The organism is Geotalea sp. SG265 (assembly GCF_022808985.1).
GTDB lineage: Bacteria > Desulfobacterota > Desulfuromonadia > Geobacterales > Geobacteraceae > Geotalea.
Map to the genome: position 1 here is coordinate 96651 of NZ_JAKZFT010000012.1, position 25590 is coordinate 122240.

Sequence of the window (25590 nt, forward strand, 5' to 3'; positions counted from 1 at the left end):
CATGCATACAAACGCCGGTACGGCAGACAATATCCTCCTGACCAACCTGGACGACCTGATCAACTGGGGACGGGCCAATTCGCTCTGGCCCATGTTCTTCGGCCTTTCCTGCTGTTTCGTGGAAATGATGACTTCCTTCACCTCCCGCTACGATATCGCCCGCTTCGGTGCCGAAGTGCTGCGCGGCACGCCGCGGGAGGCGGACCTCATGGTTATTGCCGGCACTGTCTTCAAGAAGATGGCCCCCTCCATCCTTAATCTTTACGAGCAGATGGCCGAGCCCCGCTGGGTCATCTCCATGGGTAGCTGCGCCAATTCGGGGGGGATGTATGATGTCTACAGCGTAGTTCAAGGTGTCAATCAGATCCTGCCCGTGGATGTCTATGTGCCGGGTTGCCCTCCCCGCCCCGAGGCCTTCATGCAGGGGTTGATGCTGCTTCAGGAAAAGATCCGCAGCGATGAGCGGCCGGCCCGGCCGGTCCTGCATCTGCAGGGGGGAACCCAGGGGACGACTGCGCCGATCCTGGTCGATGGGGTGACCAAGTCCCGGGACACTCGCGGCCCCGGTCTGGAAGGGACCATGAAGCGTGGCACGTCGGTCAATCATCCGCGTTTCTGGCTGTCCCGTTCCGATGAGATGTGGCGCCCCCCGGCGGAAAAGCATCCTTACCCGGATTTCGGCCTTGCCGGGGAGCTGGAAGGGGTCTTCGAGGGCAGGGTGACGGTGGACCCGGAGGCGACGGACATGCTCACCTATCGCTGTTCGCCGGAGCTAGTGCCGCAGGTGCTGAGGCACTTGAAAAACCGCAGCGCCAATTCCTTCAAGCGCCTGGAGGATATTGCCTCCGTCGATGACTCGTGCCGGCGGCAGCGGGAGAATTTTCGGGATTTTACCGTCAACTACCACCTGCTCTGCTTCGATACCCCCGGCCATCTGCGCATCAAAACGGAGCTTTCCGGCACCTCTCCCGACCTGCCCACCGTTACCGGCATCTTCCCCGCCGCCAACTGGTATGAACGGGAAGTTTACGATATGTACGGCATCGGCATCACCGGCCATCCCAACCTGCGCCGTATCCTCATGCCGGATGAGTGGCAGGGGCATCCCCTGCGCAAGGATCATCCGTTCCGTGCCACGGAAATGGCCCCTTACACGGTGGATGATGCCCGTAAACTGCAGCCGCTGCCGGGGGGGGAATTCTTCGAACGGGTGGATGATGAAACCCTCATCCTCAACCTGGGGCCGCAGCATCCCGGAACCCACGGCGTCATCCGCTTTATCCTCAAGCTGAACGGCGAAGAAATAGCCGATCTGGACAGCAACATCGGCTTTCACCACAGGGCTGCGGAAAAGATGGGGGAACGCCAGCACTGGAACCAGTACATCCCCTATACCGATCGCATCGACTACCTGGCCGGGGTGCAGAACAACCTGGCGTACGTGAACAGCGTCGAAAAATTGTGCAGCATCACCGTTCCCGATCGGGCCGTTACCATCAGGGTCATGCTGGCCGAGCTCTTCCGCATCGCCAGCCATCTGGTCTGGCTCGGTACCTTTGCTGCTGACGTGGGGGCGATGACCCCGGTCTTCTATACCTTCACCGATCGGGAAAAGATCTTCGACATCGTCGAGATGATCACCGGCGGCCGTATGCACCCGGCATGGTTCCGCATCGGTGGCGTCGCCGAGGACCTGCCGGAAGGCTGGGAGGTGCCGGTCAGGGAATTTCTGTCATGGTTCCCCCCGCGGCTCAAAGAATACGAGGACCTGCTCAACGGCAACCCGATTTTTACCGCCCGCCTCAAGGGGGTCGGGGCGATCAGTCGCGAGGAGGCCATGGAATGGGGGATCAGCGGTCCCAACCTGCGGGCCTGCGGCTTCGCCTGGGATCTGCGCAAGAAGATGCCCTATGCGGGCTATGACCGTTTCGATTTTGACATTGCCGTGGCTGAGGGTGGGGACTGCTGGGCGAGGTACCTGGTGCGCCTGGAAGAGATGCGCCAGTCCCTGCGCATCGTCCGCCAATGCCTGGAGAAGATGCCGGGGGGACGCTGGATTACCGAGGAGTACCGCTATGCACTTCCCCGGAAGCGGGACTCTTTGGAAGACATCGAGTCGCTGATCCATCACTTCGTTAATTCCACCCGTGGGATGACGCCGCCACGGGGGGAGACTTACGCCGCCATTGAGGCGCCCAAGGGGGAGAACGGCTATTTCGTCGTTTCCGACGGCATCAACATTCCCTACCGGGTGCGGATCAGGACGCCGAGCTTTCCCCATATCCAGGCCCTGCCGGTCATGAGCAAGGGGTGGCTCCTGGCCGACTTCCTGGCCATCATCGGTTCCATCGATTTTGTGCTGGCCGATATCGACCGGTGAGAGCAGGGCAAGCTGCATGAAGCGCTATGAACGTCGCCAGGAGGCATTGCTGCCCCGGTCCAAATTTCTCTGGAGGCTCTTTCGCCATGGCATGCTGGCTTCGATCTTTATCGTCGCTTCCCTGGCAGTGGGAATTGTCGGCTATCGCCATTTCGAGGGCATGCCCTGGACCGATGCCTTTGTCAACGCGGCCATGATACTGGGAGGGATGGGGCCGGTCGGAGAGCTGCATAGCGAGGCGGGAAAGCTTTTCGCAGGTCTCTATGCCCTGTACAGCGGCTTGATTGCCATCATTGCCGTTGGCATTATGGCCGCACCCATTCTCCACCGCTTCCTGCACCGGTTTCATCTGGAGGCTGACCGAGACGTATGATTTCACCACCGCTGGCAGAAGAACTGAAGAGGCGTATTGCAGCTGCGGTTACCAAACGGGAAGCGGCAGTTGACGTGATGAAGGAGCTGCAGCGCCATTATGGCTGGCTTACCGACGAAGCTGTCGAAGAGGCTGCTCGGCTGCTCGATCTCTCCCCCTTGCAGGTCGAGGAACTGGCAACCTTCTACGAGATGATCTACCGGCAGCCGGTGGGCAAGCAGGTCATCCATGTCTGCGATTCCATCTCCTGCTGGGCCATGGGAGGGGAAACGATGATGGCCCATCTGGCCGGGCTTTTGGGAATTTCGCCGGGAGAAACCACGGCCGACGGGCGGTTTACCCTGCTCCCCTGTGCCTGCCTGGGCAACTGCGGCAACGGTCCGGCCATGATGATCGATGAAAAAATCTACGGCAAATTGACCCCTTCGGTCCTGGAGGGGATCGTCGGCATTGCGAAGGGGTGAGGCTCAGACCGGTATCCAGCAAAGGAGGCGCTATGAAGAGTATTTTTCGAATGCTTGCGGTGATCGTGCCCATTGTTGTGACGGCAACCTGCTCTCTGGCAGACACCACACCGGGCAAGCCCATCAGCGGCAAGAAGGAGTTCGAAAAACACTGCAGCTCCTGTCACGCCAATGGGGGAAACACCATCAATCAGGCAAAGACCCTGCACAAGCAGGCGATGGCAGCCAACGGCATCAGGACGGCCAGGGACATTATCAAGACGATGCGCAATCCCGGCCCCGGCATGACCCGCTTCGATGAGAGCACCATTTCGGACAGGGAAGCAAAGGTTATTGCCGCATACGTGCTGAAAGCCTTCAATAAATAGACAATTCCACTGACGGAGGCAGGCCATGCTCAAGATCAAGAGGGTTTACGACACACCCCAGCCGGGTGACGGCAAGCGGCTGCTGGTTGACCGCCTTTGGCCCCGGGGACTAGCCAAGGAAAAGGCCCACGTGGATGACTGGATCAAGGACCTGGCCCCGAGCAGCGAGCTGCGCACCTGGTTCGGCCATGACCCGGCGAAATGGGAAGAGTTCCGCCGCCGGTACAGTGAAGAACTGAACGGCCACCGGGAGCAGCTGGCGAAGCTCCATGCCGAGGCTGAACGGGAGACGGTGACACTGCTCTACGCGGCAAAGGACGATGAGCACAACAATGCGGTGGTGCTCAAGGAGTTGATCGGCAACGCATAGGGAATGGATGGAACAGGTTCTTTTTCGACATAACCGCCCAGGGCGGGCGGTGACCTTTGCCGAATACTGCGGCGAGGGGGGCTTCGATACCCTGAAGCAGGCGTTGAAGAGCCTGTCGCCGGACCAGGTGCAGCAGATGGTCATCGATTCGGGGCTCAGGGGGCGCGGAGGTGCGGGATTTCCCACTGGCAAGAAATGGTCCTTCGTTCCCCGCAACCTGCCCGGGCCCCGCTGGCTCATCTGCAACTGTGACGAGATGGAACCGGGGACTTACAAGGATCGTGCGCTGTTGGAGGCAAACCCCTACTCCCTCATCGAAGGGATTCTCCTGGCCTGCTATGCCATCGGCGTCCACCATGCCTTCATCTTCATCCGCCGGGGCTATGAGACGGCGGCGGCCAACCTCAGGCAGGGGATCGGCGAGGCGCGGGCCGCCGGCTTCATCGGCGACAATATCCTCGGAAGCGGCTTCAGCTGTGTCATCGATCTCCATATTTCCGCCGGTCGCTATATCTGCGGCGAAGAGACGGCCTTGATGAACGCCCTGGAGGGAAAGCGGGCCAATCCCCGCTCCAAGCCTCCGTTCCCTGCGGTGAAAGGGCTCTGGGGAGGGCCGACGGTGGTGAACAACGTGGAGACCCTGGCCAACATTCCCGCCATCGCCGCAAAAGGCCCCGCCTGGTTCAAGGGGCTGGCCAAAGTGCCAGAGGCGGCGGGAACGAAACTCTTCTGCATCAGCGGCCATGTGCGCAATGCAGTCTGTGTGGAACTCCCCCTGGGCATGACCCTGGGGGAGATCATCGACGGCCCCTGCGGCGGCATGCTCCCTGGAAGGCGGTTCAAGGCGTGCATCCCCGGTGGCGCCTCCACCCCCTTTTTCACCGCCGACCACTTTGCCGTCCCCATGGATTTCGACGCCGTAGCTAAGGCCGGGTCCCGGCTCGGCACCGGCGGCATCATCGTCTTCGACGAAAATACCTGCATGGTCGGCGCGACCCTCAACCTCATCCGCTTCTTTGCCCGTGAATCTTGCGGCTGGTGCACCCCCTGCCGGGAAGGACTCCCCTTTGTCCAAGAGGTGCTGACCCGCATGGAGCACGGCCAGGGAAGGGAGGCAGACCTGGAAATTCTCCGGGAGCATGTGAAATATCTCAACTATTCCTTCTGCGCTCTTGCTCCAGGTGCCATGGGGCCTGTGGAAGGGCTTTTGCGCCTTTTCGAGGACGAGATCCGGGCGCACATCGGCACGGGGCGCTGCCCCTTTGCCTGACAGATATTCCGAAGGAGAAGCCAGCGGCGGCCATGCCCAGACTGACCATCGACAACATACCCGTTGAGGTGCCTGCCGGAACCAGTGTCCTGGAAGCGGCCAAGCAGGTGGGGATCTGGATTCCCCACTTCTGCTACCACCCCGCCCTGGGGAGCGTCGGGGCCTGCCGGCTCTGCGCCATGAAGTTCCTGGAGGGGCCGGTGAAGGGGGTGCAGATGTCGTGCATGATCCCCGCCCAGGACGGCATGGTCGTTTCCACCACCGACGGGGAAGCATACAGAATGCGCCAGCTGGTCATCGAGTGGCTGATGATCAACCATCCCCACGACTGCCCGGTCTGCGACGAGGGGGGGGAATGCCTGCTCCAGGACTACACCATCGCCGGGGGGCACGGCATCCGCCGCTACCAGGGGAAGAAGAGGACCTTCAACAACCAGTTCCTCGGGCCGTATATCGAGCATGAGATGAACCGCTGCATCGAGTGTTACCGCTGTGCCCGCTTCTATCAGGATTTTGCCGGCGGGAGCGATTTCGGGGTCATGGGGAGTGCCGGCCGGGTCTACTTCGGGCGTTTTCAGGATGGACCCCTGCAGTCCCCCTTTTCCGGCAACCTGGTGGACATCTGCCCGACCGGTGTCTTCACCGACAAGACGGCCCGCTTCAGGGCACGGTACTGGGACTACCAGATGGCGCCCTCCATCTGCCCCCACTGTTCCCTCGGCTGCAATACCATCCCGGCTGCCCGTTACCGGGAACTGCTCAAGATCATGGCCCGCAGGAACGACGCGGTCAATGGCTGGTTCATCTGCGACCGGGGGCGGTTCGAGAAATCTCCGGTCAACGATCCGGCGAGACCGCGCTCGCCCCGCATTGCCGGGGGGGAGGCAGGCTGGGATCAGGCCCTCGATGCCCTTGTGGGGAGGATTGGGGAAGTTGCGGCAATCCATGGCAGGGACAGCATCGCCCTCGTCGGTTCTACGCGGCTTCCCCTGGAGGGGCTGGTCATGCTGCCCCGACTGGCGGAGGCCCTGGGAACTGCCACCCTCTGCTTTTTTACGGAGACGAAGGAGGCGGAAAGGACTATGGCGGCCGTTCGAAGGTTGACCCCATCGAATGCCGCATCCATGGCCGATGTCCAGGCTGCCGATGGGGTGATCGTCATGGCCTGCGACCTGCCGGCTGAAGGGGCTATGATGGCCCTGGCGGTGCGCCAGGCCTGGCGCAAAGGGGCGCAGATCTTTGCCGTAGAAGGCGGCGGCGAGGCACTGACCGCGGAACTGGGCGTTGCCGTCACAGGCGCCGCCTCCCTTGCCCAGGTTCCCCTTGGGAAATTCAAAAACCCGGTGATCATCTGCGGTACGGGCCGGGCGGACCCGGCGACCATCGAAGCCGCGGCAGACACCGGGGCAAAGGTGGCATTTATTCTGCCGGGAGCCAATGCCTTTGCCGCGGCGCGGCTGTCGGCCGAGCTGGGGGTGTGCGATCTGCGAACTGCCGTTGCCGGTGGGAAAATAAAGGGTATCATTGCCTTTGAGGCGGATGTGGCGGCAGACCTGCTTGCAAACCTTCCCCTGATTGCTGCGGCCGATTACCTCCCCTCGGACCTCATGGTCGATGCCGCCGTCTTCCTTCCCGCCACCACAACCTTCGAGGCGGACGGGACCTTTGTCAACAATGAGGGGCGGGCCCAGCGGTTCAAGAAGGTGATGGAGCCTGGAGTGCCGGTGAAGGGGCTCGACCCGGCGCTCCACCCGCCTCACGTGCACCGGCTTTCCCCTCCCGGCGGGGAGGTCTTCCCCTCCTGGCAGATCATTGCCGCCCTGATAGAGCGACTTGGCGGGGTAAAGATCGTCGAGCCGCTTTCCGGACCGTGGGAGAAGCTGCGCCACCTGAATGCGGATGGGGGGGGTGTGAGCATATTATGACGGTGAAGACGCGTGAATAGTGACCCCTTGTACATACTGCTGATTGCCGCAAAGATCGGCGTCGTCTTCTCCGTCATTCTCACCACGGCTGCCGGCCTGGTCTATGCGGAGCGGCGTATTCTCGGCTGGATTCAGGACCGGAAGGGGCCGAACCGGGTGGGACCCATGGGGCTCCTGCAGCCGGTGGCCGACGTGATCAAGATGCTGACCAAGGAGGACATGCTGCCGGCGGCGGCTGACCGCTGGCTTTTCTATCTCGCTCCGGCAATGGCGGCCATCCCGGCCATCATGACCTTTGCCGTCGTCCCCTTCGGCGCGCCGTTGAACATCCTGGGGCGGCAGCTTCCCCTGCAGGTGGCGGATCTGCATGTGGGCCTGCTCTTTTTCATGGCCTTCTCCTCCATTGCTGTCTATGGCGTCGCACTTGGGGGGTGGGCCTCCAACTCCAAATATGCACTCCTGGGCAGCATCCGCGGCCTGGCCCAGCTCATCTCCTACGAACTCTCCATGGGGCTTTCGCTGGTGCCGGTGGTGATGCTGGCCCGCTCCTTCAGCCTGTCGGAGATTGTCGCTGCCCAGTCGGGGGTCTGGTTCATCGTCTACCAACCGCTGGCGTTTGTCATCTTTCTCATCAGCATCATCGCTGAATGCCGGCGCATCCCTTTCGACCTTCCCGAGGCGGAAGGGGAGCTGGTGGCGGGTTTTCACTCGGAGTATTCGGGAATGCGCTTCGGCCTCTTCTTCGTGGGGGAATACATCAACATCATCGTTCTCGGCGCGCTGGCCACCACCTTCTTTCTCGGCGGCTGGCACGGACCGTGGCTCCCTCCCGTGGTCTGGTTTCTCATCAAGACCCTGTCCTTCACCTTCTTCTTTATCTGGGTTCGCGGCACACTGCCGCGGCTACGCTACGACCAGCTCATGCACCTGGGATGGAAGCTGCTGACGCCACTGGCGCTGGTCAACATTGTGGTAACCGGCTGGTACTTAATGCTTTCCGGGAGCTTCCAATACTAACCATCAGCCAGATGCATGAAAAGGGGGAAATGCAATGAGCGAGAATCTGAACGAGATGGATGAAAACGGGCACACGCCCCTGATCGAGGCGGCAAAGTCAGGGGACGTGGGGGCAATCAAGGATATCATCAGCCGCGGAGCCGATCTCAATGCCAAGAGCAACAAGGGCAAGACCGCCCTCCACTATGCGGCAGCCAACGGCAGGGCCATTGCCATCAAGGAGCTGCTGGCGGCGGGGGCCGAGGTGGACCCGCGGGACCGGGAATGGCATACGCCACTCATGCTTGCCGCCATTTACGGCTGCAACGAATGCGTCCAGGACCTGCTCGGGTCCGGTGCCGACGTCAATGCCCGAACCCTGCTGGGGAACACCGCCCTCATGTATGCCGAGAACAACAGTCACCAAGATACGGCGGAGATATTGAAGAAGGTGTTACGGGCAAAACCCCACGCTATTGGCTAGCCCCTCCTCCTTGATGGGGAGAAACTCATTGAGTAATAGAAGCAAGGAGATGCATGTCTGTTTTTGGGGATATAAAGGCGCTGTCGGTCGGCCTGTGGACCACCTGGAAGCACATCTTCCGCAGACCGGTGACCATTCAGTATCCGGAGGAAAAACGGACGCCATACCCGCGTTTCCGGGCGCGGATCGTCCTGACCCGTGACCCGGACGGCGGCGAGCGCTGCGTTGCCTGCTACCTCTGTTCTGCCGCTTGTCCGGTGGACTGCATCTCCATGCAGTCGGCGGAGGGGGCCAACGGTCGCCGCTATGCCGAGTGGTTCCGCATCAATTTCGCCCGCTGCATATACTGCGGCCTCTGCGCCGAGGCCTGCCCGACCCTGGCCATCCAGATGACCCCCGATTACGAATTCTGCAAGCGGGATGTCTCGGCATTCATCTACGAGAAGGAAGACCTGCTCATCGACGGCTGCGGCAAAGACCCGAACTACAACTATTACCGCCATGCCGGCATCGGCGTTGTCAACCCCCGCGGCGGCAATAGCGATGAAAAGCCACCGGTTGACCCGCGGGGACTTATGCCTTAATGTGCCGTTTTTTAAATGCTTTCTTAACCACAAATGACACGAATTATCACGAATAAAAGCAGAAAGTAACTGCATGTCATAGCTCTTACAGAAAATCCTCCGGCAACGTGAAAAGTCAGAGGGGTTTTCACGGAGCGTATAAAGGGCGGATAAAAGCAGGTTTATTCGTGCCCATTCGTGGTTGACCGATTCGAGGTTTACAATGGAACAGGCACTTTTCTACATACTGGCGGTGGTGGCGGTCGTTGCCACGATCTTCGCCATCACCGAAAAACATGCGGTCCATGCCATCGTCTACCTGGTCACCTCCTTCTTTGCACTGGCGGTGATCTTTTTTCTTCTCAACGCTCCACTGGTGGCGGTTTTCGAGGTAATCATCTATGCCGGTGCCATTATGGTGCTCTTCATGTTTGTCATCATGATGCTCGACCTGAGCCACCCGGAGAAGGTAGGGCTGCCCCGCCTCGCCCACTGGTGGCCGGCCCTTCTCATGGGGAGCATTATTCTGGCCGCGCTCGTTGCTTTGCTCGTGGCACGGCCCCAGCCGGTGCCTGGGCCGGTGGCCGAGATCGGCATCCGTGATTTCAGCCGGGCGCTCTTCCAGAAATACGGCATTGCCGTGGAGATCATCTCCATGCAGCTGCTGTTCGCGCTTGTCGGAGCATTGTATCTGGGGAGGCGACGGTGATGAACAAAGTTCGAGGTTCAAGGTTCGGTGTTCGAGGTTCATCATGATCGTGCCCTTGTTGCATATACTGATTTTAGCTGGCGTTCTTTTCGTCCTCGGCCTGGTTTGCACCATGGTCTGGCGGATGAATGTCATCATGATGCTGATCGGTATCGAGATCATGCTCAACGCGGCCATGCTCGCCTTTGTCGGCGCGGCCAACTACTGGGGGAGTGCAGATGGACAGGTTTTTTCCCTGATGATCATGGCCATGACCTCTGCCGAGGTTTCCTTGGCTCTGGCGCTGGTGGTCTACCTGCACCGCTGGCGGAAGACGGTCAATGCCGATGAATTCAACAGCATGAAAGGCTGAGATATCTTGAAACTCTACCTGGTTCTCATACTCGTCCTGCCTTTGATGGGGGGGGTGGTCAATGCCGTCGTCGGCAGAAATCTGCCCCGGCGCATTAGCGAATGGTTGGCCTGCGGCGTCGTCTGGGGTGCCTTCGTCTGCAGTCTCCTTGCCTATGGCGCCTATCAGTCGCCGGTGAAGGTCGAACTTGCCTCATGGCTGGCGAGTTTCGATCTCAAGGCCCCTTTCAGCCTCTATCTCGACCCGCTGGCACTGGTCATGGTGCTGATGATCACTTTCGTCTGCGGGCTGATCCATGTCTACTCCGTGGGCTACATGGCCGGCGATGCCGACTACGCCCGCTATTTCGCCCTGCTCAACCTCTTCGTCTTCGCCATGTTGTTGCTGGTGCTGGCGGAGAACCTGCCGCTTCTCTACCTGGGGTGGGAGGGGGTCGGTTTCTGCTCCTATGCCCTGATCGGCTTCTGGTACCGTGAGGAAAAATTTGCCACCGCCGGGCGCAAGGCCTTCATCGTCACCCGTATCGGCGACACCGCCTTCGGCATTGCCATCTTCTGGATGTTCCAGCTCTTCCACACCCTTTCCATTACCAAGCTGAACGGCCTTGGTTTCCTGATGCCGGTCGGTGTCGTTACCGCCTTGGGACTGCTCCTGCTCTTCGGCGCCATGGGCAAATCGGCCCAGCTGCCACTCATGGTCTGGCTTCCCGATGCCATGGCCGGCCCGACCCCCGTTTCCGCCCAGATCCATGCGGCAACCATGGTCACCGCCGGAGTCTATCTCCTCGCCCGAATGTTTCCCCTCATCGGCACGTCCACCACTGTGCAGGCAGCCATCGCCCTTACCGGCGCCCTGACCGCCTTTTATGCGGCCACTTGTGCCCTAGCCCAGCGGGACCTGAAGCGCATCCTGGCCTACTCCACCATCAGCCAGATCGGCTATATGATGCTGGGGGTCGGCTGCGGCGCCATTAGTGCCGCTACTTTTCATCTCCTGATTCATGCCTTTTTCAAGGCGCTGCTCTTCCTCGCTGCCGGCTGCGTCATTGCGGCAATGCACCATGAACAGGACATCTTCCGCATGGGGGGGCTGAAGAGCCGTCTGCCGCTCACCTTCTGGCCCTTTCTTGCCGGTGCCGTCTGCCTGGCAGGCATTCCGCTCACCGGTGGCTTTTTCAGCAAGGACTCCATCCTTCTGGCGGCCTGGGAGAAGGGGGGGCCCCTCTATGGCGGGCTCTACGTTCTCGGCCTGGTGACGGCGCTCATTACCTCCATCTACACCTTCCGCATGGTCTATCTGGTCTTCTTCGGTCCCCTCTCCCCAGCCCTCTCCTCTAGGCCCTTGGGGGCCCATGAGGGGAGGGGGAACTCTCCCGTGCCGCGGGTCATGGAGCTGATGCTCATACCTCTAGCGATCCTGGCGCTCGCTGGCGGGTTGATCAACCCGCCTTCCTACCTAGGCCATGGCTGGCTGGAGCGCTTTCTCTCCGGCACCTTAAGCAAGGAATCTGCGGGGGCTGGACACGCCATCGAGCTGACGCTACAGGGAGTTGCCACAGTCGTGGCCCTGGCAGGCCTTGCCGTTGCCCATATCAGGTATGGCAGGGGACGGGGCAGGGCCATTTCCGCAGCGGTGCAGCCGGCAACCGGCATCACCGCCTTTCTGCTCAATGGCTGGTATGCGGACGATCTTTACCGCCTGCTCTTTATCCGCCCCTACAAGGCGCTGGCGGACATGTTGTGGCAGCGGATCGACGAAGGGGTCATCGACAATGCCCTGGACCGGCTGGCGGAGATTCTGGGGCGGATGGGACGGGGCCTGGGTAGCTGGACCAGCGGCCAGGTCTCCCTTTACATCGCCAGTTTTGCTGCCGGGGGAGCTCTGATCCTCGGTTATCTTGCCTGGACGGTGTGGTGATGGCGTATCCGTTGCTTTCCATAGTGGTGTTCCTTCCCCTGGTGGGGGGGCTTGCCCTGCTGCCATTCTGGAAACGGGAAGGGCTGGCCAGGTGGATTGCTCTGGTCACGGCCCTGGCCGAACTGGCTGTCTGCAGCCTGTTCATTTCCCGTGCCGGTTCCGCCACCACAGGCCCGTCCGGTTTCGCCTTTCTGTTTGTGGAGGACTATTCCTGGATCGGGCGTCTTGGTATCCGCTACACCCTCGGTCTGGACGGCATCAATCTGCTCATGGTGCTTCTGACCGCCTTTATTACCGCCATCGCCGTGCTTGTTTCCTGGCGCGGCATAGAAGAGCGGGTCGCCCTGCATTTTGCCGCTATCCTCGTCATGGAAACGGGGATCATGGGGGTTTTCCTCGCCCTGGACCTGGTGCTTTTCTATCTCTTCTGGGAAGTGATGCTGGTGCCCATGTTCATCCTCATCGGCATCTGGGGGCATGGGCGGCGCATCTATTCGGCGGTGAAGTTCTTCCTTTACACCCTGGCGGGATCGCTGCTCATGCTCCTGGCGATCATCGCCCTCTACCTGATCCACGGCGCCCAGAGCGGCAGCTATACCTTTGCTCTGCCGGCACTGCTGCAGACCCATCTTGACCCCACCACGGCCGGGTGGCTTTTTGCCGCCTTTCTCCTCGCTTTTGCCATAAAAGTACCACTTTTCCCGCTTCATACCTGGCTGCCCGACGCCCACACCGACGCACCCACTGCAGGCAGCGTCATCCTGGCCGGCCTGCTCCTGAAAACCGGCGCCTACGGCCTGATCCGCTTCGGTTTTCCCCTCTTTCCCCAGGCTGCCAGGGCAAGTGCGACGCTGCTCTTTATCCTGGCGGTGATCGGCATCGTCTACGGCTCGTGGGTCGCCTATGCCCAGCGGGACATGAAGCGGCTCGTCGCCTACTCCAGCGTCGGCCATATGGGCTTTGTTGCCTTGGGAATCGCTGCCTGGACCCCCTTGGCCCTCTCCGGCGCCATTCTGCAGATGGTCAACCACGGAGTCACCACGGGAGCGCTCTTCGCCCTGGTGGGGATGCTGGACGAGCGGGCCGCCACCCGGGAAATAGATGCCTATGGGGGGCTCTGGGGCAAGGTTCCCATGCTCTCCTTTTTCTTCCTCTTCTTTGCCATGGCTTCCGCCGGGCTTCCAGGACTTAACAACTTTGCCGGAGAATTCATCATTCTCACCGGTACCTTTCCGGTCGCTCCCTGGGCCGTTGTCCTCGGTTTCTTCGGCGTCGTTCTCGGACTTATCTACGTGGTGCGCCTGGTGCAGGAGGTGCTCTTCGTCCGGGAGCGGACGGCAATGCCTCTGGCCGACCTGTCCCTGCGCGAGGGGGCGCTTCTGACCGTACTGGCCGTGACGGCGCTCTATCTTGGCGTCCATCCCTCCCCGGTGCTGGAACTGGTCCGGGCACCGGTACAACTCCTGTCCGGGGGAGGGGCGCCATGACCATTAACGATCTGTGGAGCGTCATGCCCCTGGTAATTCTGGCCGGCGGCGCCCTGCTCATTCTTCTTGCCGGTGCGGTCAGGCCGGGGGGATTCGGCACCGGCCTCGGTGTGGTTGCCACCTTGGGCGCCGTCGCCTGGACTGTGGCCATGCCGTTATTTTTCACGTCACCCACCCTTGGCATCGCCTTCGGCCCCTTTGCCCGCTTCTTCAGCACGGTATTTTTGCTGGCTGCAGCCGTCACCCTGCTCCTTTCCCATCATTACAACAGGGGACGGGGCATCCGCGGCGAAGAATACCCGGCGACGGTTCTTTTTGCCGCCTTTGGCATGGTGGTGGTCAGCGCCTCGACCAACCTCCTCATCCTCTTCCTGGGGGTCGAGGCCATGACATTCGCCTTCTATATCCTTGCCGCCATCGACCTGAACCGCAGCGAATCGGCGGAGGCAGGGCTCAAGTATCTCCTGCTCGGGGCCATTTCCGCCGCCTGCATTGCCTTCGGCATCGCCCTCCTCTATGGTGCTTCCGGGACCCTCAATACCCGTGAGGCGGCCAGATTGACCCTGGCGGTTACCGGCAGCGACCCTCTTGCCCTCGCCGGTTGGGGAATGCTCCTCGTCGGCATCGCCTTCAAGATATCCCTGGTTCCGGCCCATCTCTGGACTCCGGATGTTTACCAGGGGGCGCCGACGCCGGTGGTCGCTTTCCTTTCCACCGCCTCCAAGGGAACGGCCATCGTTTTCGTCCTGCTGCTTCTCTGGGAAGGAGGGGGGGGGAAGGCACTGCACGGTCCGCTCTGGGGACTGTCCCTGCTTTCCATGGTGACAGGGAACCTTGCCGCACTGCTGCAATCAAATGTGAGACGGATGCTCGCCTACTCTTCCATTGCCCAGATGGGCTACGTGATGCTGGCGTTTCTGGGGGGGCCGGGGGAGGGCTTTACGGCGGTGATCCTTTACGTGGTGGCCTACACGGCCATGAATCTGGCCGCCTTCGGCGCCGTGGCCACTCTCTCCGGAGGGGGGGCTGGGGAGGAGATCGACGATTTGCGGGGAATGGGCTACAGCCGGCCCTTTCCGGCGGCGGTGCTGGCTCTCGCCGTGTTCGCCCTGGCGGGCATCCCCCCCACCGTCGGTTTTATCGGCAAGTTCTTCATCTTTTATGCTGCCTTCAGGGGAGGGGAGGTTCCCCTGGCCATCATCGGCATACTCACGGCAGCGGCATCGGCATTCTATTACCTGCGGGTGGTGGTCAACCTCTACATGCATCCCACACGCCTGCCTGAAGAACGTTCAACCTCCATCACGGAAACCCTCGCCCTCGCTGCTTCGGCAGTAGCCATCCTTTTCATCGGCATCTATCCGGCTCCGCTTCTCCAGGCGATTGGACGACTCATCCCCTGAAGCCTGCCCGGCAGCTATTTCAGCTAATTGGGGGCGCCACCTTGACGCGGTACATGCCCCGTACCGAGTTGATCAGGTAGACATCATGACCGTGAAGCTGGTCGAGCGTGATGATTCGCTCCTCGATCCTCTTCATTTCCAGGAGTGACTGGCGGAAGGTGCCCGGCAGCAGGCCGCACTGAACGGGTGGGGTACAGAGCACCCCATGCAGATCGACCACCACGTTGGCAATGGTGGATTCGGTCACCTCGCCATCCCCATTGTACATGATCACATCGTCATACCCGCTACAGGCGGCGAGACATCGCCGGTACACATCCCGGCAGGTGGTCTTGTGATAGAGGAACGGGTCCGACTTATCCACCGGAAAGGGGGCAACGGCGGCCTCCTTGGGTGATGTATCGCCGGACTGGATCAGCGGCTCGACCTGTGATGTGAAGGTGCCGTCCTGCTCCAGGAGGAGCCTGACCTTGTGGGGGAATGGTTGCAGCCGCCGGGAGAGGTCGGCCAGATGCCGGCGCAGGTCGTCCTCAGCCATGGAATAATCGAAATATGCCGCCGACTGTGCCATGCGCTTCAGGTGGTGTTCCAGCAGCCGGTATCTTTCTTCAGGCGTCCAGAGAATGGATTCCAGAAGCGAAAAACCGACCGGGCGCGCCCGGAGCACCGCCGCCTTGGTACGTGATTCGGCCAGCTCGTTCTGCCACTGGGAATCCCAGACAATTCCCCCGCCAGTGCCGTATTCGACGGCATTCTCCTGCCCGCTGAAAAGCATGCTCCTGATAGCCACATTGAACTGGGCCCTGCGTCCGGGGGCGATAAAGCCGATGGAGCCTGTATATATCCGCCGCGGTGATGTCTCAAGATTGGCGATGATCTGCATGGCTTGGTTTTTGGGTGCCCCGGTAATGGAAGCGGCAGGAAACATGGCCGCAAAGATGTCGGTGACCGATGCCCTTGTCCGCCCTCTGACCGAGGAGGTCATCTGCCAGAGAGTCGGATACTTCTCCAGGGTGAAGAGGCGGGGAACATGGACGCTGCCCGTTTCGGCGATCCGGCCCAGGTCGTTGCGCACCATGTCCACGATCATCAGGTTTTCCGCTCGGTCCTTCTCCGAATTCTGCAAGGCTTGCCCCTGGCGCCAGTCCTCCTCCTGGGTCAGCCCCCGGGCGATGGTACCCTTCATGGGCCGGGACTCGATCATCTCGCCGTCAAGGCTGAAGAAAAGCTCCGGTGAAGCGCTGAGGATGGAAAACGACTTGGTGGTAATAGCGGCGCCGAACGGTGCGGACTTCCCCTGCAGCAGGCCGAGGAAGTCATGGATGGTGGCTGTCGATGATGGGCCGCGCAGGCGGTAGGTGTAGTTCACTTGGTAGGTGTCGCCACTTTTGATGTGCTCTTTTATCTGCTCGAAAGCCGAACGGTACGCTTCAGGCGAAACTGTGGCAAGCCAGGGCACCTTGAGCCAGGTCGATTCCGATGGAGGGAAACCGGTAGCCTGTTGTGGCCCATGGTACAGCCCGAACCAGAGGATCGGCAGATCGCTGTCATCAGGTCGCACCTGCAGCGCAGGATCGAATGCGGGCGCAGCCTCGTAAGCGACCATTCCTGCGGCGTACAATCCGCGTCGATCAACAGCTTCCTCCACATATCTGAGACAGGAGAGCACTTCAGCGACGGCATGAGCCTGTACGACCTCAACGGGGCGATCAAAATGAAGCCAGCAATCGGCCGCGCAGTCCCGTATCAGGACGTGATTGTCATGTGCATGCATTGATTGATGGCTACTCATTTAGGTGGATTTATCGGATGGAAACAGATGTAAGGCATTTATAGCATAGATATTTCCAAGTTAAAAACAGGTGAAGGAAAAAACATGTTGACACTAGTTGGGTGTCCAACTATTTTTAAGGGCATGAACGGTTCCAACATTGCCCACATTATCGGTGTCGTCAGGGAAAAGATCAACCGCTACCTGGCCAGGGAACTGGAGCGCTGTGCCGTCAAGGGGCTCGTGGCCTCCCATGGCAGCATCCTCTATCATCTCTTTCAGGAAGAGCAAGTATCCATGAAAAAACTGGCGGAGGTGGTCGGCCGGGACAAATCTACGGTTACAGTCCTGGTGGATAAACTGGTGAATCTGGGCTATGTGACGAAAAACAGCAGCGGTCCCGACCAGCGCTACTCCTATGTCAGTCTGACTAAGGATGGACGGGCGCTGGAGCCAGCTTTCAGGGAAATATCCGATAACCTGCTGGCGACGATCTTCAAGAATGTTTCCGAGAAAGAGCGGAACGAGGTGGTGAGGATTCTCAGCAAGATCGACAGCAACCTCTGATTTTTTTTCGGCAAATGGTTGGATGTCCAATCATGGCCTTACGCTGATGGTTCTCCACAGCGATCACACAACAAGGAGCAAACACTATGAAAACGGTAACGGAATTTCTCACCAAGAACCGGACGGTCTACCTGGCCACCGTAGGCCTCGACGGCAATCCCAAGGTGCGTCCCTTCCAGTTCATGCTGGAGGACGGCGGCAGGCTTTATTTCTGCACCGCGAACAATAAGCCCGTTTATCGGGAGATGCAGAAGCATCCTGCAGTCGAATTCAGCATCTGCGACGAGAAGTTCGCCTGGCTGCGACTGTATGGCAAAGTCGTGTTCTCCCAGGATCGACCCATAAAGGAAAAGGTTCTGGAAGGGAATCCCCTGGTGAAGTCCATCTACAAAACTGCCGACAACCCTGCCTTCGAGATCTTCTACCTGGAAGGGGCCGGTGCCACCATTGCCGACTTCAGCGGCAACCCTCCCCAGACCTTCACATTCTGACCGGTGCAAGAACGCCCGGGGCACTAAGTCCCCGGGCCGTTCTTCGCTTCAGGCTAATTCTATTGCAATGGGGATGATCTCAGGCGGGGACCATTTTCCCGAATTCCCGTTCGGCCAGCTTCGGGTCCTGCAGCATCATGGCATGGGCTTGCCGGGACATCTCGTCGGGGAAAATGTCTTCGGCTTCGGCGGCTAGACCTTCGACGATTGCCTGCGCCACCCCTTCCGGTGAAGCCTTTGGGATCTCCAACCCTGCTGTCAATCGGGTATCCACAGGACCGGGATATATGCCTACGACGCGCAGGTTTTTCGGCGCCAGTTCCCCGCGCAGGGCTTGCAGCAGCGAATGGCCGGCAGCCTTTGATGCGCAGTAGGTGCCGTTGGCGGGCATGTTGACAAGACCGAGGATTGAACAGACATTGGCAATGATCCCTGAGCCTCGATGAGCCATCACCGGAGCAAAAGCCCGGCACATGGCGAGGGTGCCGAAGAAATTCACCTCCATTTCATCCCGTGCCGCGTCCGCACCTGCCGGCGCCAGGAACCACAAGCCCCGGTTGATGCCGGCATTATTGACCAGAATCTCCACGTCTGCGCACTCTCCGGCAATTCGTGCAATCTGGCCGCCGTTCAGGATGTCAAGTTGCACCGGCACGACCCGCCCCTGGCCCAGTTGCACCAAGGATGCGAGCGCTGATGTATCCCGTGCCGCAGCATAGATCTTTCCAGCACCCTGCTCAATGAATGCCTTGACCAATGCCTGACCGATACCGCCGTTGGCGCCGGTCACCATTACCACCGTACCTTTGATTTCCATAGCTACTCCTTCTCGGGGTCATTTGCTCCCCATGTTCTTCTGCAGTTGTTTAAGCATCCGGAAGAGTTGCCGGCGCTCATCGTCGGACAATTCCCGTCCTGCGTCGTCGTTCATGGCCTCCGCAACGGGAAGGATGCGTTGTCGCAGCTCCCGTCCCCGATCGGTGATGATGATGGTGAAAGCCCGCCGGTCGCTGGTACTGTCATCTCGCCGTACCAGCTCCAAAGCCATCAGCTTGTCCAGGATGCGGGCGATCGTCGGCTGGTCCTTGAAGGTGCGATCGGCCAGCTCCCGCTGGGAAATGCCGTCTTGTTCCGCCAGCCGGTTCAAGACCGACCATTGCTCCGGCGTCAGCCCAAAGGGCTTCAGGCGGCGGGACATCTCGGTGCGCAGTTTCAGGGCTGTCTGGTTGACGACGAAACCTATGGACTCATCGAGCAGGAAGGGCATGTGACGTCTCCTAAGAAATATATCTCCTCAATAATAGATGTCATAACAATAGTTGTCAAGACAACCAATTCCCGTTCCTCCCATTATGGCGGACTGTTTACCGATGCTTCCGAGCCGCCCAACGCAACAGCCCTTTCAAGATAATCTGAAAGGGCTGTTGCGTTGCGGTGGACACTATTTGTGAGCGCGCCCGAGGGGCGTTATTTGAACAGTTTCAATCGTTCCGCCAAGGGTGCGAACTCTTTTTGATCGGGTTGTCCGACCGGCTTGCCGAAGGGCATCTGCGCAACCAGCTTCCAGTTGGCGGGGAGAGACCACTCTGCCCTGACTGCCTCGTCTATCACCGGGTTGTAGTGCTGCAGTGATGCGCCCCAGCCTTCAAGTTCCAGTGCCGACCATACTGCAAATTGCAGCATGCCCGACGACTGGTTGGACCACACCGGGAAATTATCCCGGTACAAGGGAAATGCCTGTTGCAGCCCTTCGACGACGCTTTGATCCTCGAAATATAGAATCGAACCGTAGCCGCTGCGGAAAAGGCCGTTGATTTTTTCTTCAGTGGCTTGATAACCTTCCGCAGGCAGGATCTTCTTCAACTCGGCCTTGGCCAGGTCCCACAGCCGGTCATGCTGCTCGCCAAGCAGGACCACTACTCTGGCACTCTGGGAATTGAACGGCGACGGCACGTGTTTTACAGCCTCGCCCACGATTTCCTCAATCCGCTCATCATTGGTCACCTGCTCTTTATTGATGGCATAGTAACTTCTTCTTCCCTTCACGGCATTCCAGTAAGTACTCATTTTTTCTCCTTTTGTTGGGTATTTATTGTCGCCGGACTTATCTTTTCGTCCTGTCCCTAATCCCGTGCAAACCACCTTTTTGGCGGAAACCCTATTGTCGCAAACAGGGCGAAGGGGATGAAAAACAGGCTGAAGAAAAGTCCCCGCAACAGTCCCGCCTCGGTGAGAATCGACCATTCGGCCCAGGCGGTATTGATCAGTGCTGCAGATAAAAGCAATAGATGGAAAAGATGCCACATCTTCAGACGCCAATTACGTTCATATAATATAGTTTAAACTTAAACTGTATTGCCGTGCCTGGTCAAGTAAATTGTTTGTTCCTGGCGTCTCCATGGTGCGTTAGTATAATTTAACAATATGGAGTCTATTCGGATCAAAAAAACAAAGGAGACAAGATCATGGCCCCCATTATAGGAAAAGGTGGACCAAGCCAGCGTCTGTTAACTCCGCAAAACTCAATGCTGCTGCTCATCGACCACCAGCCGCAAATGGCATTTGCAGCGCACTCCATTGATGTGCAGCTCCTGGTCAACAACGTCACGGGCCTGGCAAAGTCAGCCCGGATTTTCAGGGTACCGACGGTCCTGACCACCGTTGCCGCCAAGAGTTTCAGCGGGCCCATTTTCTCCAATGTCCAGGAAGTGTTTCCGGAATACAACCCAATCGACCGCACGACGATGAACTCCTGGGAAGATCCGAAAGTGGTCGAAGCCGTAAAGCAAACGGATAGAAAGAAACTGGTCATGGCCGCCCTGTGGACGGAAGTCTGCCTTGCCACAGCCGCACTCTCCGCCCTTGATGACGGATTTGAAGTCTATATTGTCACTGATGCCTCGGCAGGGGTGACGATGGAGGCTCACGAAATGGCGATCCAGAGAATGGTGCAGGCGGGAGCGGTACCGGTGACGTGGTTGCAGGTGCTCCTGGAATGGCAGCGCGACTGGGCTCGCCAGGAAACATACAACGCAGTAATGAGCGTGGCGAAGGAACATGCCGGAGGGTATGGTCTCGGCATTAACTACGCAAAAGCCATGCTCGGGGAGCACGCCAGCGAAGCACAGAAGGATTTGGGGAAATAGCTAGTGGTCATCCCGGAAACTCCGGATGACCACTAGCAGTTTCCAAGGGGCGGTAATTCGCCCCCTTTTCGTTAGCGGGTGCGCCATGAAAGACAAGTCCACAGACGTCGGGGATCAGGTAGCTGTATTGACACTTCGTACTGCCAAGCCTGGCCTTGAGCAGGATTTTGAATCTGCACTGCACGATTTCATAGCGGCGTCATTCGAGACAGAGGGACAGCTGGGGGTGCACGTAGTTCGGCCTCCTCCCGGAAGCAGGTCTCGCGAATACGGGATCGTGCGCCGTTTCAGCAGCTGTCAGGCCCGTGACCGCTTTTACGACTCCGCGATGTTCAGGCAGTGGGAGCAAAAAGTCGCGCAGTTGACGGAAGGAGGCCCTGTCCGCCAGGAGTTGACGGGACTTGAAGCCTGGTTCACTCTCCCTGGACGAGCGGGAGCGGCTCAGCCGCCCCGTTGGAAGATGGCTTTGGTCACTGCGCTTGGGGTATGGCCGGTGAGCATTCTTGTGCCTCGGCTGGTGAAGCCGCTGGTAGGAAATCTCCATCCCTCTTCATAGCTGTGGGGATAGTGATCCTATTGACCTGGGCAGTCATGCCGGTGCTGGTCAAAATCTTGAAGCCGTGGCTGCACTAACGGGAGGTAATCCTTATGAATATTCCTGATTTGATTTTGTACAACGGTAAGATTTCTACCCTGGCTGGACCACGATCCGAGGTTTCGGCCGTTGCCATTGCAGGGGGACGCATAACCGCCGTCGGAGGGGAGGAGCTTCTTAACTCTGCTACCGATAAAACCCAAAGAATCGATCTCAAGGGACGTCGAGCAGTCCCCGGGCTCAACGATTCGCACATGCACGTGATCCGCGGCGGGCTCACGTACAATCTGGAACTTCGCTGGGACGGCGTCCCTTCTCTCGCCGACGGCCTGCGCATGCTTAAAGAACAGGCTGAGCGCACGCCGCTGGGGCAATGGGTCCGCGTTATCGGCGGCTGGAGCGAATTCCAATTCACGGAAAAGCGCATGCCGACACTTGAAGAGATCAACGCCGTTTCCCCAGATACACCGGTCTTTATCCTGCACCTCTATTGCCGGGGGCTGTTGAACAAGGCGGCGCTGAGGGCGTGCGGCTACACGAGGGACACGCCTGACCCCCCGGCGGGAGAAATCCAGCGTGATCGAAGCGGCAACCCCACGGGGCTGCTCATTGCCCGTCCCAATGCCGGCATTCTCTATGCCACGGTTGGCAAGCAACCCAAACTGCCGCCGGAACATCAGATGAATTCATCCCGTCACTTCATGCGTGAATTGAATCGCCTCGGTCTCACCAGCCTTGTGGATGCGGGGGGGGGATCGCAAACCTTCCCGGACGACTATGGGATCATGGAGGAACTGCACCGGCGCGGCGAAATGACCGTGCGCATGGCCTACAACATCTTCACCCAAAGGCCCAAAGAGGAAAAGGCGGATTTTCTGCGCTGCATGAAACTGGCTGCGCCTGGCAAAGGAGACGACTTCTACCGCTGCAACGGCGCCGGCGAAATGCTGGTCTACTCAGCGGCGGACTTCGAGGATTTCCTGGAGCCCCGCCCGGACCTTCCCGTAAATCTGGAAAAGGACCTGAAAGATGTCGTTTCGCTGATGGCTGAAAGCAAATGGCCTTTCCGCATTCACGCCACCTATGAGGAAAGCATCTCGCGGATGTTGGATGTCTTTGAAGAGGTAAACCGCGAAATACCTTTTAGGGGGACGAACTGGTTTTTCGATCACTGCGAGACCATTTCCGACAGGAGCATGGAACGGGTCAGGACGCTTGGTGGCGGCATCGCCATTCAGGACCGCATGGCATTCCAAGGGGAGTACTTTTTAGAGCGCTATGGGAAGCAGGCGGCGGAGAGGACCCCTCCCATAAGAAAGATGCTCGATCTCGGCATTCCTGTGGGGGCCGGCACCGATGCGACAAGGGTTGCGAGCTACAACCCCTGGCTCTCCCTCTACTGGATGGTAACCGGGAAGACGGTGGGGGGTGCCCCCTTATACACCGAATCGAACCGACTCAGCAGGGAAGAGGCACTGAAGCTCTACACCCAGGGGAGCAGCTGGTTTTCGGGTGAAAGTGGCAAGAAGGGGGCGATTGCCGTCGGTCAGCTGGCCGATATGGCAGTGCTCACCGATGATTACTTTACGGTACCTGAAGAACGGATCAAGGGAATAGAGTCAGTTCTTACTGTCGTTGACGGAAGGATCGTTTACGGTGCCGGAGAGTTCGGGAACTTTGGACCACCTCCACTGCCGGTGCTGCCGGAATGGTCGCCCATCAAGGTTTATGGCGGGTATGGTGCGCCGCTGGATGTCCGCAAAGCAGCCCGTGCCGGCGTACCCATGCCGGCGCACTCCGCCGGGTGCAGCTCCCACGGCTGTAGCCATGCTGCACATCAGTTCCTGGATAAAATCAAAGCCGCAGCCCCCCGCTATGGTGACTTCTGGGGCCTGGGGTGTGACTGTTTCGCCTTCTGAGGTATGGGGGAACGATGAGCAACTGCCTAATTGCCATAGCGATGTGTGGCATAGCTTTGTTATGCGGCACTATGGCGGAAGGCCGGGAAACCGGGCCTTCCGCCCCTCCCTATGAGCTCAACCGTGCCGATGAGGACTACCAGTACCTGCGCGCCCCCAGCCGCCGAACCGATTTCTGGGACCCCGTCAAGTACCTGCCCCTCAACGGGGACGGCTCGTGGTATCTGTCAATTGGTGGCGAAGCGCGGGAACGGTACGAATACTTCAAAAACGACAAATGGGGAGAAGGGGCGCAAGATCCCAATGGGTACTTTCTGCAGCGCTATTTCCTCCATGGCGACCTGCATTTCGGAGATAACGTCCGTCTTTTCAGCCAGCTTCAGAGCAGTCTGGAAAACGGTCGCAGGGGCGGCCCCCGCAGCACCGATGAGGACGAGCTCGACCTGCACCAGGGGTTTCTTGACCTGAAGATGGGGCTCGACGACAGTGGGGCACTTACACTACGGTCGGGGCGACAGGAATTGGCTTATGGTTCACAGCGGATAATTTCCGTGCGGGAGGGGCCGAATGTGCGCCAGGCATTTGACGGCTTTCGGGTCATGTACCGCACCGATGCCCTCAGTATCGACGGCATTGCGACAGAGCCTGCCGAAACCAGGCGGCATGTCTTTGATGATGGGCCTGATAACAACCAGGCTCTGTGGGGGATATATTCGGTCTTTCCCCTGCCGTTTCTTCCTGGCGGAAACGCCGACTTTTACTACCTCGGCCTCTATCGCCGCCAGGCCCGGTTCGATAAGGGTGTCGGTCGGGAAGCCCGTCATTCCGTTGGTACCCGCTTGTGGCGCACGAAAAAGCCGCTTGACTACAACTTCGAGTTTCTCTACCAGTGGGGGAGCTTTGGCAGCGGGGACATCCGCGCCTGGACCGCCGCTTCAGATACAGGGTATACGACTCACTCTCTCCCGCTGAGTCCACGGTTCGGTCTAAGGGCCGACATTGCCAGTGGTGATGAAGACCCGGAAAGCACCGATCTCCAGACCTTCAATCCCCTCTTTCCCAAGGGAGCATACTTCAGCGAGAACGGCCTCATCGGCCCCGCCAACTTCATCAATGTAAACCCTTCGGTCCAACTCCACTTCGATAAGGAGGTGACCGCAACGGTCAACTGGGATTTCTTCTGGCGGGAGAGCATGCATGACGGGATATACAACAATGCGGTTACGTTGGTGAGGTCGGGCAAAAACAGCCACGCCCGATATATCGGCAGTCAGCCCCAAGCGCAGTTGGAGTGGAACCTTGATCGACATATGACGCTCGTGGTTATCTATGCCCACTTCCTGGCCGGCCCATTTCTCCGTGAGTCAGGACCGGGCAAAGATGTGGATTACGTGACGACGTGGATAACCTACAAGTTTTGATAGCGGTGATCGTTTCGCCTCAGATGCTCGTTCATTTTGATCGGTATCCCGCTAAAAAGGCATCCCCCGGCGCATGCGGTCCTGGACAATCTCGTGGATGCGGTCATCATGATACCGTGCAGCTGCGCGGGGGGGCTGATGGGCCTTGTTCGAATCCATGGTGCCGGTCCAGGATCTCATCCTTTGGGCGCGGTATCAGGTGACAAGCAGGCACCTCTTACTGAGGGAGGCAGCCCCCGGTGGGCTCTGCAGAACGGTCTTTTGCGGGCCTGCACAGATGGGCAATGGTGTAAGTATTGACGGTGGCGATGACGGCTTCCAGCAGGGTGCCCCCGATGGAGCCGCTGATGATGTTGTTCGCCAGCCAGCAGCAGGTGCTGGAGAGGATCGCCAGCCGCATGGGGATGCCCTGCATGGTAAATACCGCGTAGGTGGAAACGCACGAGCCGATCACCGGCAGCCAGCCGGCGCCGGTGCGGGCACAGGCAAAGCGATAACGTAAAATATTTTTCGCTTTTATAAAAAGCAACACGGCAGTGCCTGATTCCGGTTAGAATTGCGTCGCCAAACGAAAATTCGACCCGAAAGGAGTACACTGCCGTGGAAGAACAGAATACAC

At 59.2% G+C, this 25590-nt stretch carries 26 protein-coding genes; 21 read left to right on the forward strand and 5 right to left on the reverse strand.

Annotated elements, in window-relative coordinates; genetic code table 11:
* Window position 1: 1 nt before the first annotated feature.
* The 15 genes from ML541_RS14030 (at window position 2) to ML541_RS14100 (ending at window position 15061) form a co-directional block, all read left to right on the forward strand.
* On the forward strand, window positions 2-2380 hold the full coding sequence (locus tag ML541_RS14030) for an NADH-quinone oxidoreductase subunit B/C/D (RefSeq protein ID WP_243373756.1): 2379 nt from the start codon (window positions 2-4) through the stop codon (window positions 2378-2380).
* Window positions 2381-2396: 16 nt separating this feature from the next.
* Complete coding sequence (locus tag ML541_RS14035) at window positions 2397-2753, forward strand: hypothetical protein (protein WP_243373758.1); 357 nt, start codon at window positions 2397-2399, stop codon at window positions 2751-2753.
* Complete coding sequence (gene nuoE / locus ML541_RS14040) at window positions 2750-3217, forward strand: NADH-quinone oxidoreductase subunit NuoE (protein ID WP_243373760.1); 468 nt, start codon at window positions 2750-2752, stop codon at window positions 3215-3217. The genes ML541_RS14035 and nuoE overlap by 4 nt, the downstream gene beginning before the upstream one ends.
* A 32-nt stretch (window positions 3218-3249) precedes the next feature.
* On the forward strand, window positions 3250-3585 hold the full coding sequence (locus ML541_RS14045; protein ID WP_243373761.1) for a c-type cytochrome: 336 nt from the start codon (window positions 3250-3252) through the stop codon (window positions 3583-3585).
* A 25-nt stretch (window positions 3586-3610) separates the two neighbouring features.
* Window positions 3611-3955, forward strand: coding sequence for a DUF488 domain-containing protein (locus tag ML541_RS14050; protein ID WP_243373762.1), 345 nt, complete (start codon window positions 3611-3613; stop codon window positions 3953-3955).
* 7 nt (window positions 3956-3962) lie between these two features.
* A complete protein-coding gene (nuoF, locus tag ML541_RS14055) occupies window positions 3963-5225 on the forward strand; it encodes an NADH-quinone oxidoreductase subunit NuoF (RefSeq protein WP_243373763.1) in 1263 nt (420 codons plus the stop codon).
* Window positions 5226-5257: 32 nt separating this feature from the next.
* A complete protein-coding gene (gene nuoG, locus ML541_RS14060; RefSeq protein ID WP_243373764.1) occupies window positions 5258-7150 on the forward strand; it encodes an NADH-quinone oxidoreductase subunit NuoG in 1893 nt (630 codons plus the stop codon).
* Between the two features lie 12 nt (window positions 7151-7162).
* Window positions 7163-8167 (forward strand): NADH-quinone oxidoreductase subunit NuoH, encoded by a 1005-nt coding sequence (nuoH, locus tag ML541_RS14065; protein WP_243373765.1) that lies wholly within the window; start codon window positions 7163-7165, stop codon window positions 8165-8167.
* Between the two features lie 34 nt (window positions 8168-8201).
* Window positions 8202-8630: an ankyrin repeat domain-containing protein gene (locus tag ML541_RS14070; protein ID WP_243373766.1), complete on the forward strand. Its 429-nt coding sequence runs from the start codon at window positions 8202-8204 to the stop codon at window positions 8628-8630.
* 53 nt (window positions 8631-8683) lie between these two features.
* Window positions 8684-9214 carry an NADH-quinone oxidoreductase subunit NuoI gene (gene nuoI / locus ML541_RS14075; protein WP_243373767.1) on the forward strand — a complete coding sequence of 177 codons (531 nt, stop codon included), beginning with the start codon at window positions 8684-8686 and terminating at the stop codon, window positions 9212-9214.
* Window positions 9215-9416: 202 nt separating this feature from the next.
* Window positions 9417-9902: an NADH-quinone oxidoreductase subunit J gene (locus tag ML541_RS14080; protein ID WP_243373768.1), complete on the forward strand. Its 486-nt coding sequence runs from the start codon at window positions 9417-9419 to the stop codon at window positions 9900-9902.
* A 43-nt stretch (window positions 9903-9945) separates the two neighbouring features.
* The gene (gene nuoK / locus ML541_RS14085) at window positions 9946-10254 is read left to right on the forward strand and encodes an NADH-quinone oxidoreductase subunit NuoK (RefSeq protein WP_243373770.1); all 309 of its coding nucleotides are present in this window, start codon (window positions 9946-9948) and stop codon (window positions 10252-10254) included.
* A gap of 6 nt (window positions 10255-10260) precedes the next feature.
* Window positions 10261-12171 carry an NADH-quinone oxidoreductase subunit L gene (gene nuoL / locus ML541_RS14090; RefSeq protein WP_243373772.1) on the forward strand — a complete coding sequence of 637 codons (1911 nt, stop codon included), beginning with the start codon at window positions 10261-10263 and terminating at the stop codon, window positions 12169-12171.
* Window positions 12168-13658, forward strand: coding sequence for an NADH-quinone oxidoreductase subunit M (locus tag ML541_RS14095; RefSeq protein ID WP_243373774.1), 1491 nt, complete (start codon window positions 12168-12170; stop codon window positions 13656-13658). Before nuoL ends, ML541_RS14095 begins: the two co-directional genes overlap by 4 nt.
* The gene (locus tag ML541_RS14100) at window positions 13655-15061 is read left to right on the forward strand and encodes an NADH-quinone oxidoreductase subunit N (protein WP_243373776.1); all 1407 of its coding nucleotides are present in this window, start codon (window positions 13655-13657) and stop codon (window positions 15059-15061) included. Before ML541_RS14095 ends, ML541_RS14100 begins: the two co-directional genes overlap by 4 nt.
* 19 nt (window positions 15062-15080) lie before the next feature.
* Here ML541_RS14100 and pabB read toward each other — a convergent pair whose 3' ends face one another.
* Window positions 15081-16835: an aminodeoxychorismate synthase component I gene (gene pabB / locus ML541_RS14105; RefSeq protein WP_243373777.1), complete on the reverse strand. Its 1755-nt coding sequence runs from the start codon at window positions 16833-16835 to the stop codon at window positions 15081-15083.
* A 102-nt stretch (window positions 16836-16937) separates the two neighbouring features.
* Between pabB and ML541_RS14110 the strand changes: the two genes are divergently transcribed.
* Together ML541_RS14110 and ML541_RS14115 are read left to right on the forward strand one after the other, a co-directional pair.
* Window positions 16938-17399 (forward strand): MarR family transcriptional regulator, encoded by a 462-nt coding sequence (locus ML541_RS14110; RefSeq protein ID WP_243373778.1) that lies wholly within the window; start codon window positions 16938-16940, stop codon window positions 17397-17399.
* A gap of 86 nt (window positions 17400-17485) precedes the next feature.
* Window positions 17486-17890: a pyridoxamine 5'-phosphate oxidase family protein gene (locus tag ML541_RS14115; protein WP_243373779.1), complete on the forward strand. Its 405-nt coding sequence runs from the start codon at window positions 17486-17488 to the stop codon at window positions 17888-17890.
* A gap of 79 nt (window positions 17891-17969) precedes the next feature.
* Here the strand turns inward: ML541_RS14115 and ML541_RS14120 are convergent, their stop codons facing one another.
* The 3 genes from ML541_RS14120 to ML541_RS14130 all read right to left on the reverse strand — a co-directional run bounded on the left by ML541_RS14120 (window position 17970) and on the right by ML541_RS14130 (window position 19957).
* Window positions 17970-18707 (reverse strand): SDR family oxidoreductase, encoded by a 738-nt coding sequence (locus ML541_RS14120; protein WP_243373780.1) that lies wholly within the window; start codon window positions 18705-18707, stop codon window positions 17970-17972.
* An 18-nt stretch (window positions 18708-18725) separates the two neighbouring features.
* On the reverse strand, window positions 18726-19157 hold the full coding sequence (locus ML541_RS14125) for a MarR family transcriptional regulator (RefSeq protein WP_243373781.1): 432 nt from the start codon (window positions 19155-19157) through the stop codon (window positions 18726-18728).
* Between the two features lie 200 nt (window positions 19158-19357).
* On the reverse strand, window positions 19358-19957 hold the full coding sequence (locus ML541_RS14130; RefSeq protein ID WP_243373782.1) for a nitroreductase family protein: 600 nt from the start codon (window positions 19955-19957) through the stop codon (window positions 19358-19360).
* 398 nt (window positions 19958-20355) lie between these two features.
* Between ML541_RS14130 and ML541_RS14135 the strand changes: the two genes are divergently transcribed.
* The 4 genes from ML541_RS14135 (at window position 20356) to ML541_RS14145 (ending at window position 24971) form a co-directional block, all read left to right on the forward strand.
* Window positions 20356-21036 (forward strand): hydrolase, encoded by a 681-nt coding sequence (locus ML541_RS14135; RefSeq protein WP_243373783.1) that lies wholly within the window; start codon window positions 20356-20358, stop codon window positions 21034-21036.
* 85 nt (window positions 21037-21121) lie between these two features.
* Complete coding sequence (locus ML541_RS18995; protein ID WP_347710807.1) at window positions 21122-21592, forward strand: antibiotic biosynthesis monooxygenase; 471 nt, start codon at window positions 21122-21124, stop codon at window positions 21590-21592.
* 92 nt (window positions 21593-21684) lie between these two features.
* Window positions 21685-23550: an amidohydrolase gene (locus ML541_RS14140; protein ID WP_243373785.1), complete on the forward strand. Its 1866-nt coding sequence runs from the start codon at window positions 21685-21687 to the stop codon at window positions 23548-23550.
* Window positions 23551-23564: 14 nt separating this feature from the next.
* Complete coding sequence (locus tag ML541_RS14145; protein ID WP_243373787.1) at window positions 23565-24971, forward strand: alginate export family protein; 1407 nt, start codon at window positions 23565-23567, stop codon at window positions 24969-24971.
* A 217-nt stretch (window positions 24972-25188) separates the two neighbouring features.
* On the opposite strand, the gene ML541_RS14150 is transcribed toward ML541_RS14145, so the two are convergent.
* Window positions 25189-25503: a YgjV family protein gene (locus ML541_RS14150; RefSeq protein WP_243373790.1), complete on the reverse strand. Its 315-nt coding sequence runs from the start codon at window positions 25501-25503 to the stop codon at window positions 25189-25191.
* Between the last annotated feature and the right edge of the window lie 87 nt (window positions 25504-25590).

What these genes read in the sequence shown, in the direction of transcription:
- nuoK (WP_243373770.1), top strand. Translation starts at nt 9,946, where the DNA reads ATGATCGTGCCCTTGTTGCATATACTGATTTTAGCTGGCGTTCTTTTC.
- ML541_RS18995 (WP_347710807.1), top strand. Translation starts at nt 21,122, where the DNA reads ATGAAAGACAAGTCCACAGACGTCGGGGATCAGGTAGCTGTATTGACA.
- nuoG (WP_243373764.1), top strand. Translation starts at nt 5,258, where the DNA reads ATGCCCAGACTGACCATCGACAACATACCCGTTGAGGTGCCTGCCGGA.
- ML541_RS14035 (WP_243373758.1), top strand. Translation starts at nt 2,397, where the DNA reads ATGAAGCGCTATGAACGTCGCCAGGAGGCATTGCTGCCCCGGTCCAAA.
- ML541_RS14120 (WP_243373780.1), bottom strand. Translation starts at nt 18,707, where the DNA reads ATGGAAATCAAAGGTACGGTGGTAATGGTGACCGGCGCCAACGGCGGT.
- ML541_RS14125 (WP_243373781.1), bottom strand. Translation starts at nt 19,157, where the DNA reads ATGCCCTTCCTGCTCGATGAGTCCATAGGTTTCGTCGTCAACCAGACA.
- ML541_RS14145 (WP_243373787.1), top strand. Translation starts at nt 23,565, where the DNA reads ATGAGCAACTGCCTAATTGCCATAGCGATGTGTGGCATAGCTTTGTTA.
- ML541_RS14045 (WP_243373761.1), top strand. Translation starts at nt 3,250, where the DNA reads ATGAAGAGTATTTTTCGAATGCTTGCGGTGATCGTGCCCATTGTTGTG.
- ML541_RS14115 (WP_243373779.1), top strand. Translation starts at nt 17,486, where the DNA reads ATGAAAACGGTAACGGAATTTCTCACCAAGAACCGGACGGTCTACCTG.
- ML541_RS14110 (WP_243373778.1), top strand. Translation starts at nt 16,938, where the DNA reads ATGTTGACACTAGTTGGGTGTCCAACTATTTTTAAGGGCATGAACGGT.
- ML541_RS14080 (WP_243373768.1), top strand. Translation starts at nt 9,417, where the DNA reads ATGGAACAGGCACTTTTCTACATACTGGCGGTGGTGGCGGTCGTTGCC.
- ML541_RS14135 (WP_243373783.1), top strand. Translation starts at nt 20,356, where the DNA reads ATGGCCCCCATTATAGGAAAAGGTGGACCAAGCCAGCGTCTGTTAACT.
- ML541_RS14070 (WP_243373766.1), top strand. Translation starts at nt 8,202, where the DNA reads ATGAGCGAGAATCTGAACGAGATGGATGAAAACGGGCACACGCCCCTG.
- ML541_RS14050 (WP_243373762.1), top strand. Translation starts at nt 3,611, where the DNA reads ATGCTCAAGATCAAGAGGGTTTACGACACACCCCAGCCGGGTGACGGC.
- nuoI (WP_243373767.1), top strand. Translation starts at nt 8,684, where the DNA reads ATGTCTGTTTTTGGGGATATAAAGGCGCTGTCGGTCGGCCTGTGGACC.
- ML541_RS14030 (WP_243373756.1), top strand. Translation starts at nt 2, where the DNA reads ATGCATACAAACGCCGGTACGGCAGACAATATCCTCCTGACCAACCTG.
- pabB (WP_243373777.1), bottom strand. Translation starts at nt 16,835, where the DNA reads ATGCATGCACATGACAATCACGTCCTGATACGGGACTGCGCGGCCGAT.
- ML541_RS14130 (WP_243373782.1), bottom strand. Translation starts at nt 19,957, where the DNA reads ATGAGTACTTACTGGAATGCCGTGAAGGGAAGAAGAAGTTACTATGCC.
- ML541_RS14140 (WP_243373785.1), top strand. Translation starts at nt 21,685, where the DNA reads ATGAATATTCCTGATTTGATTTTGTACAACGGTAAGATTTCTACCCTG.
- nuoE (WP_243373760.1), top strand. Translation starts at nt 2,750, where the DNA reads ATGATTTCACCACCGCTGGCAGAAGAACTGAAGAGGCGTATTGCAGCT.
- nuoF (WP_243373763.1), top strand. Translation starts at nt 3,963, where the DNA reads ATGGAACAGGTTCTTTTTCGACATAACCGCCCAGGGCGGGCGGTGACC.
- ML541_RS14100 (WP_243373776.1), top strand. Translation starts at nt 13,655, where the DNA reads ATGACCATTAACGATCTGTGGAGCGTCATGCCCCTGGTAATTCTGGCC.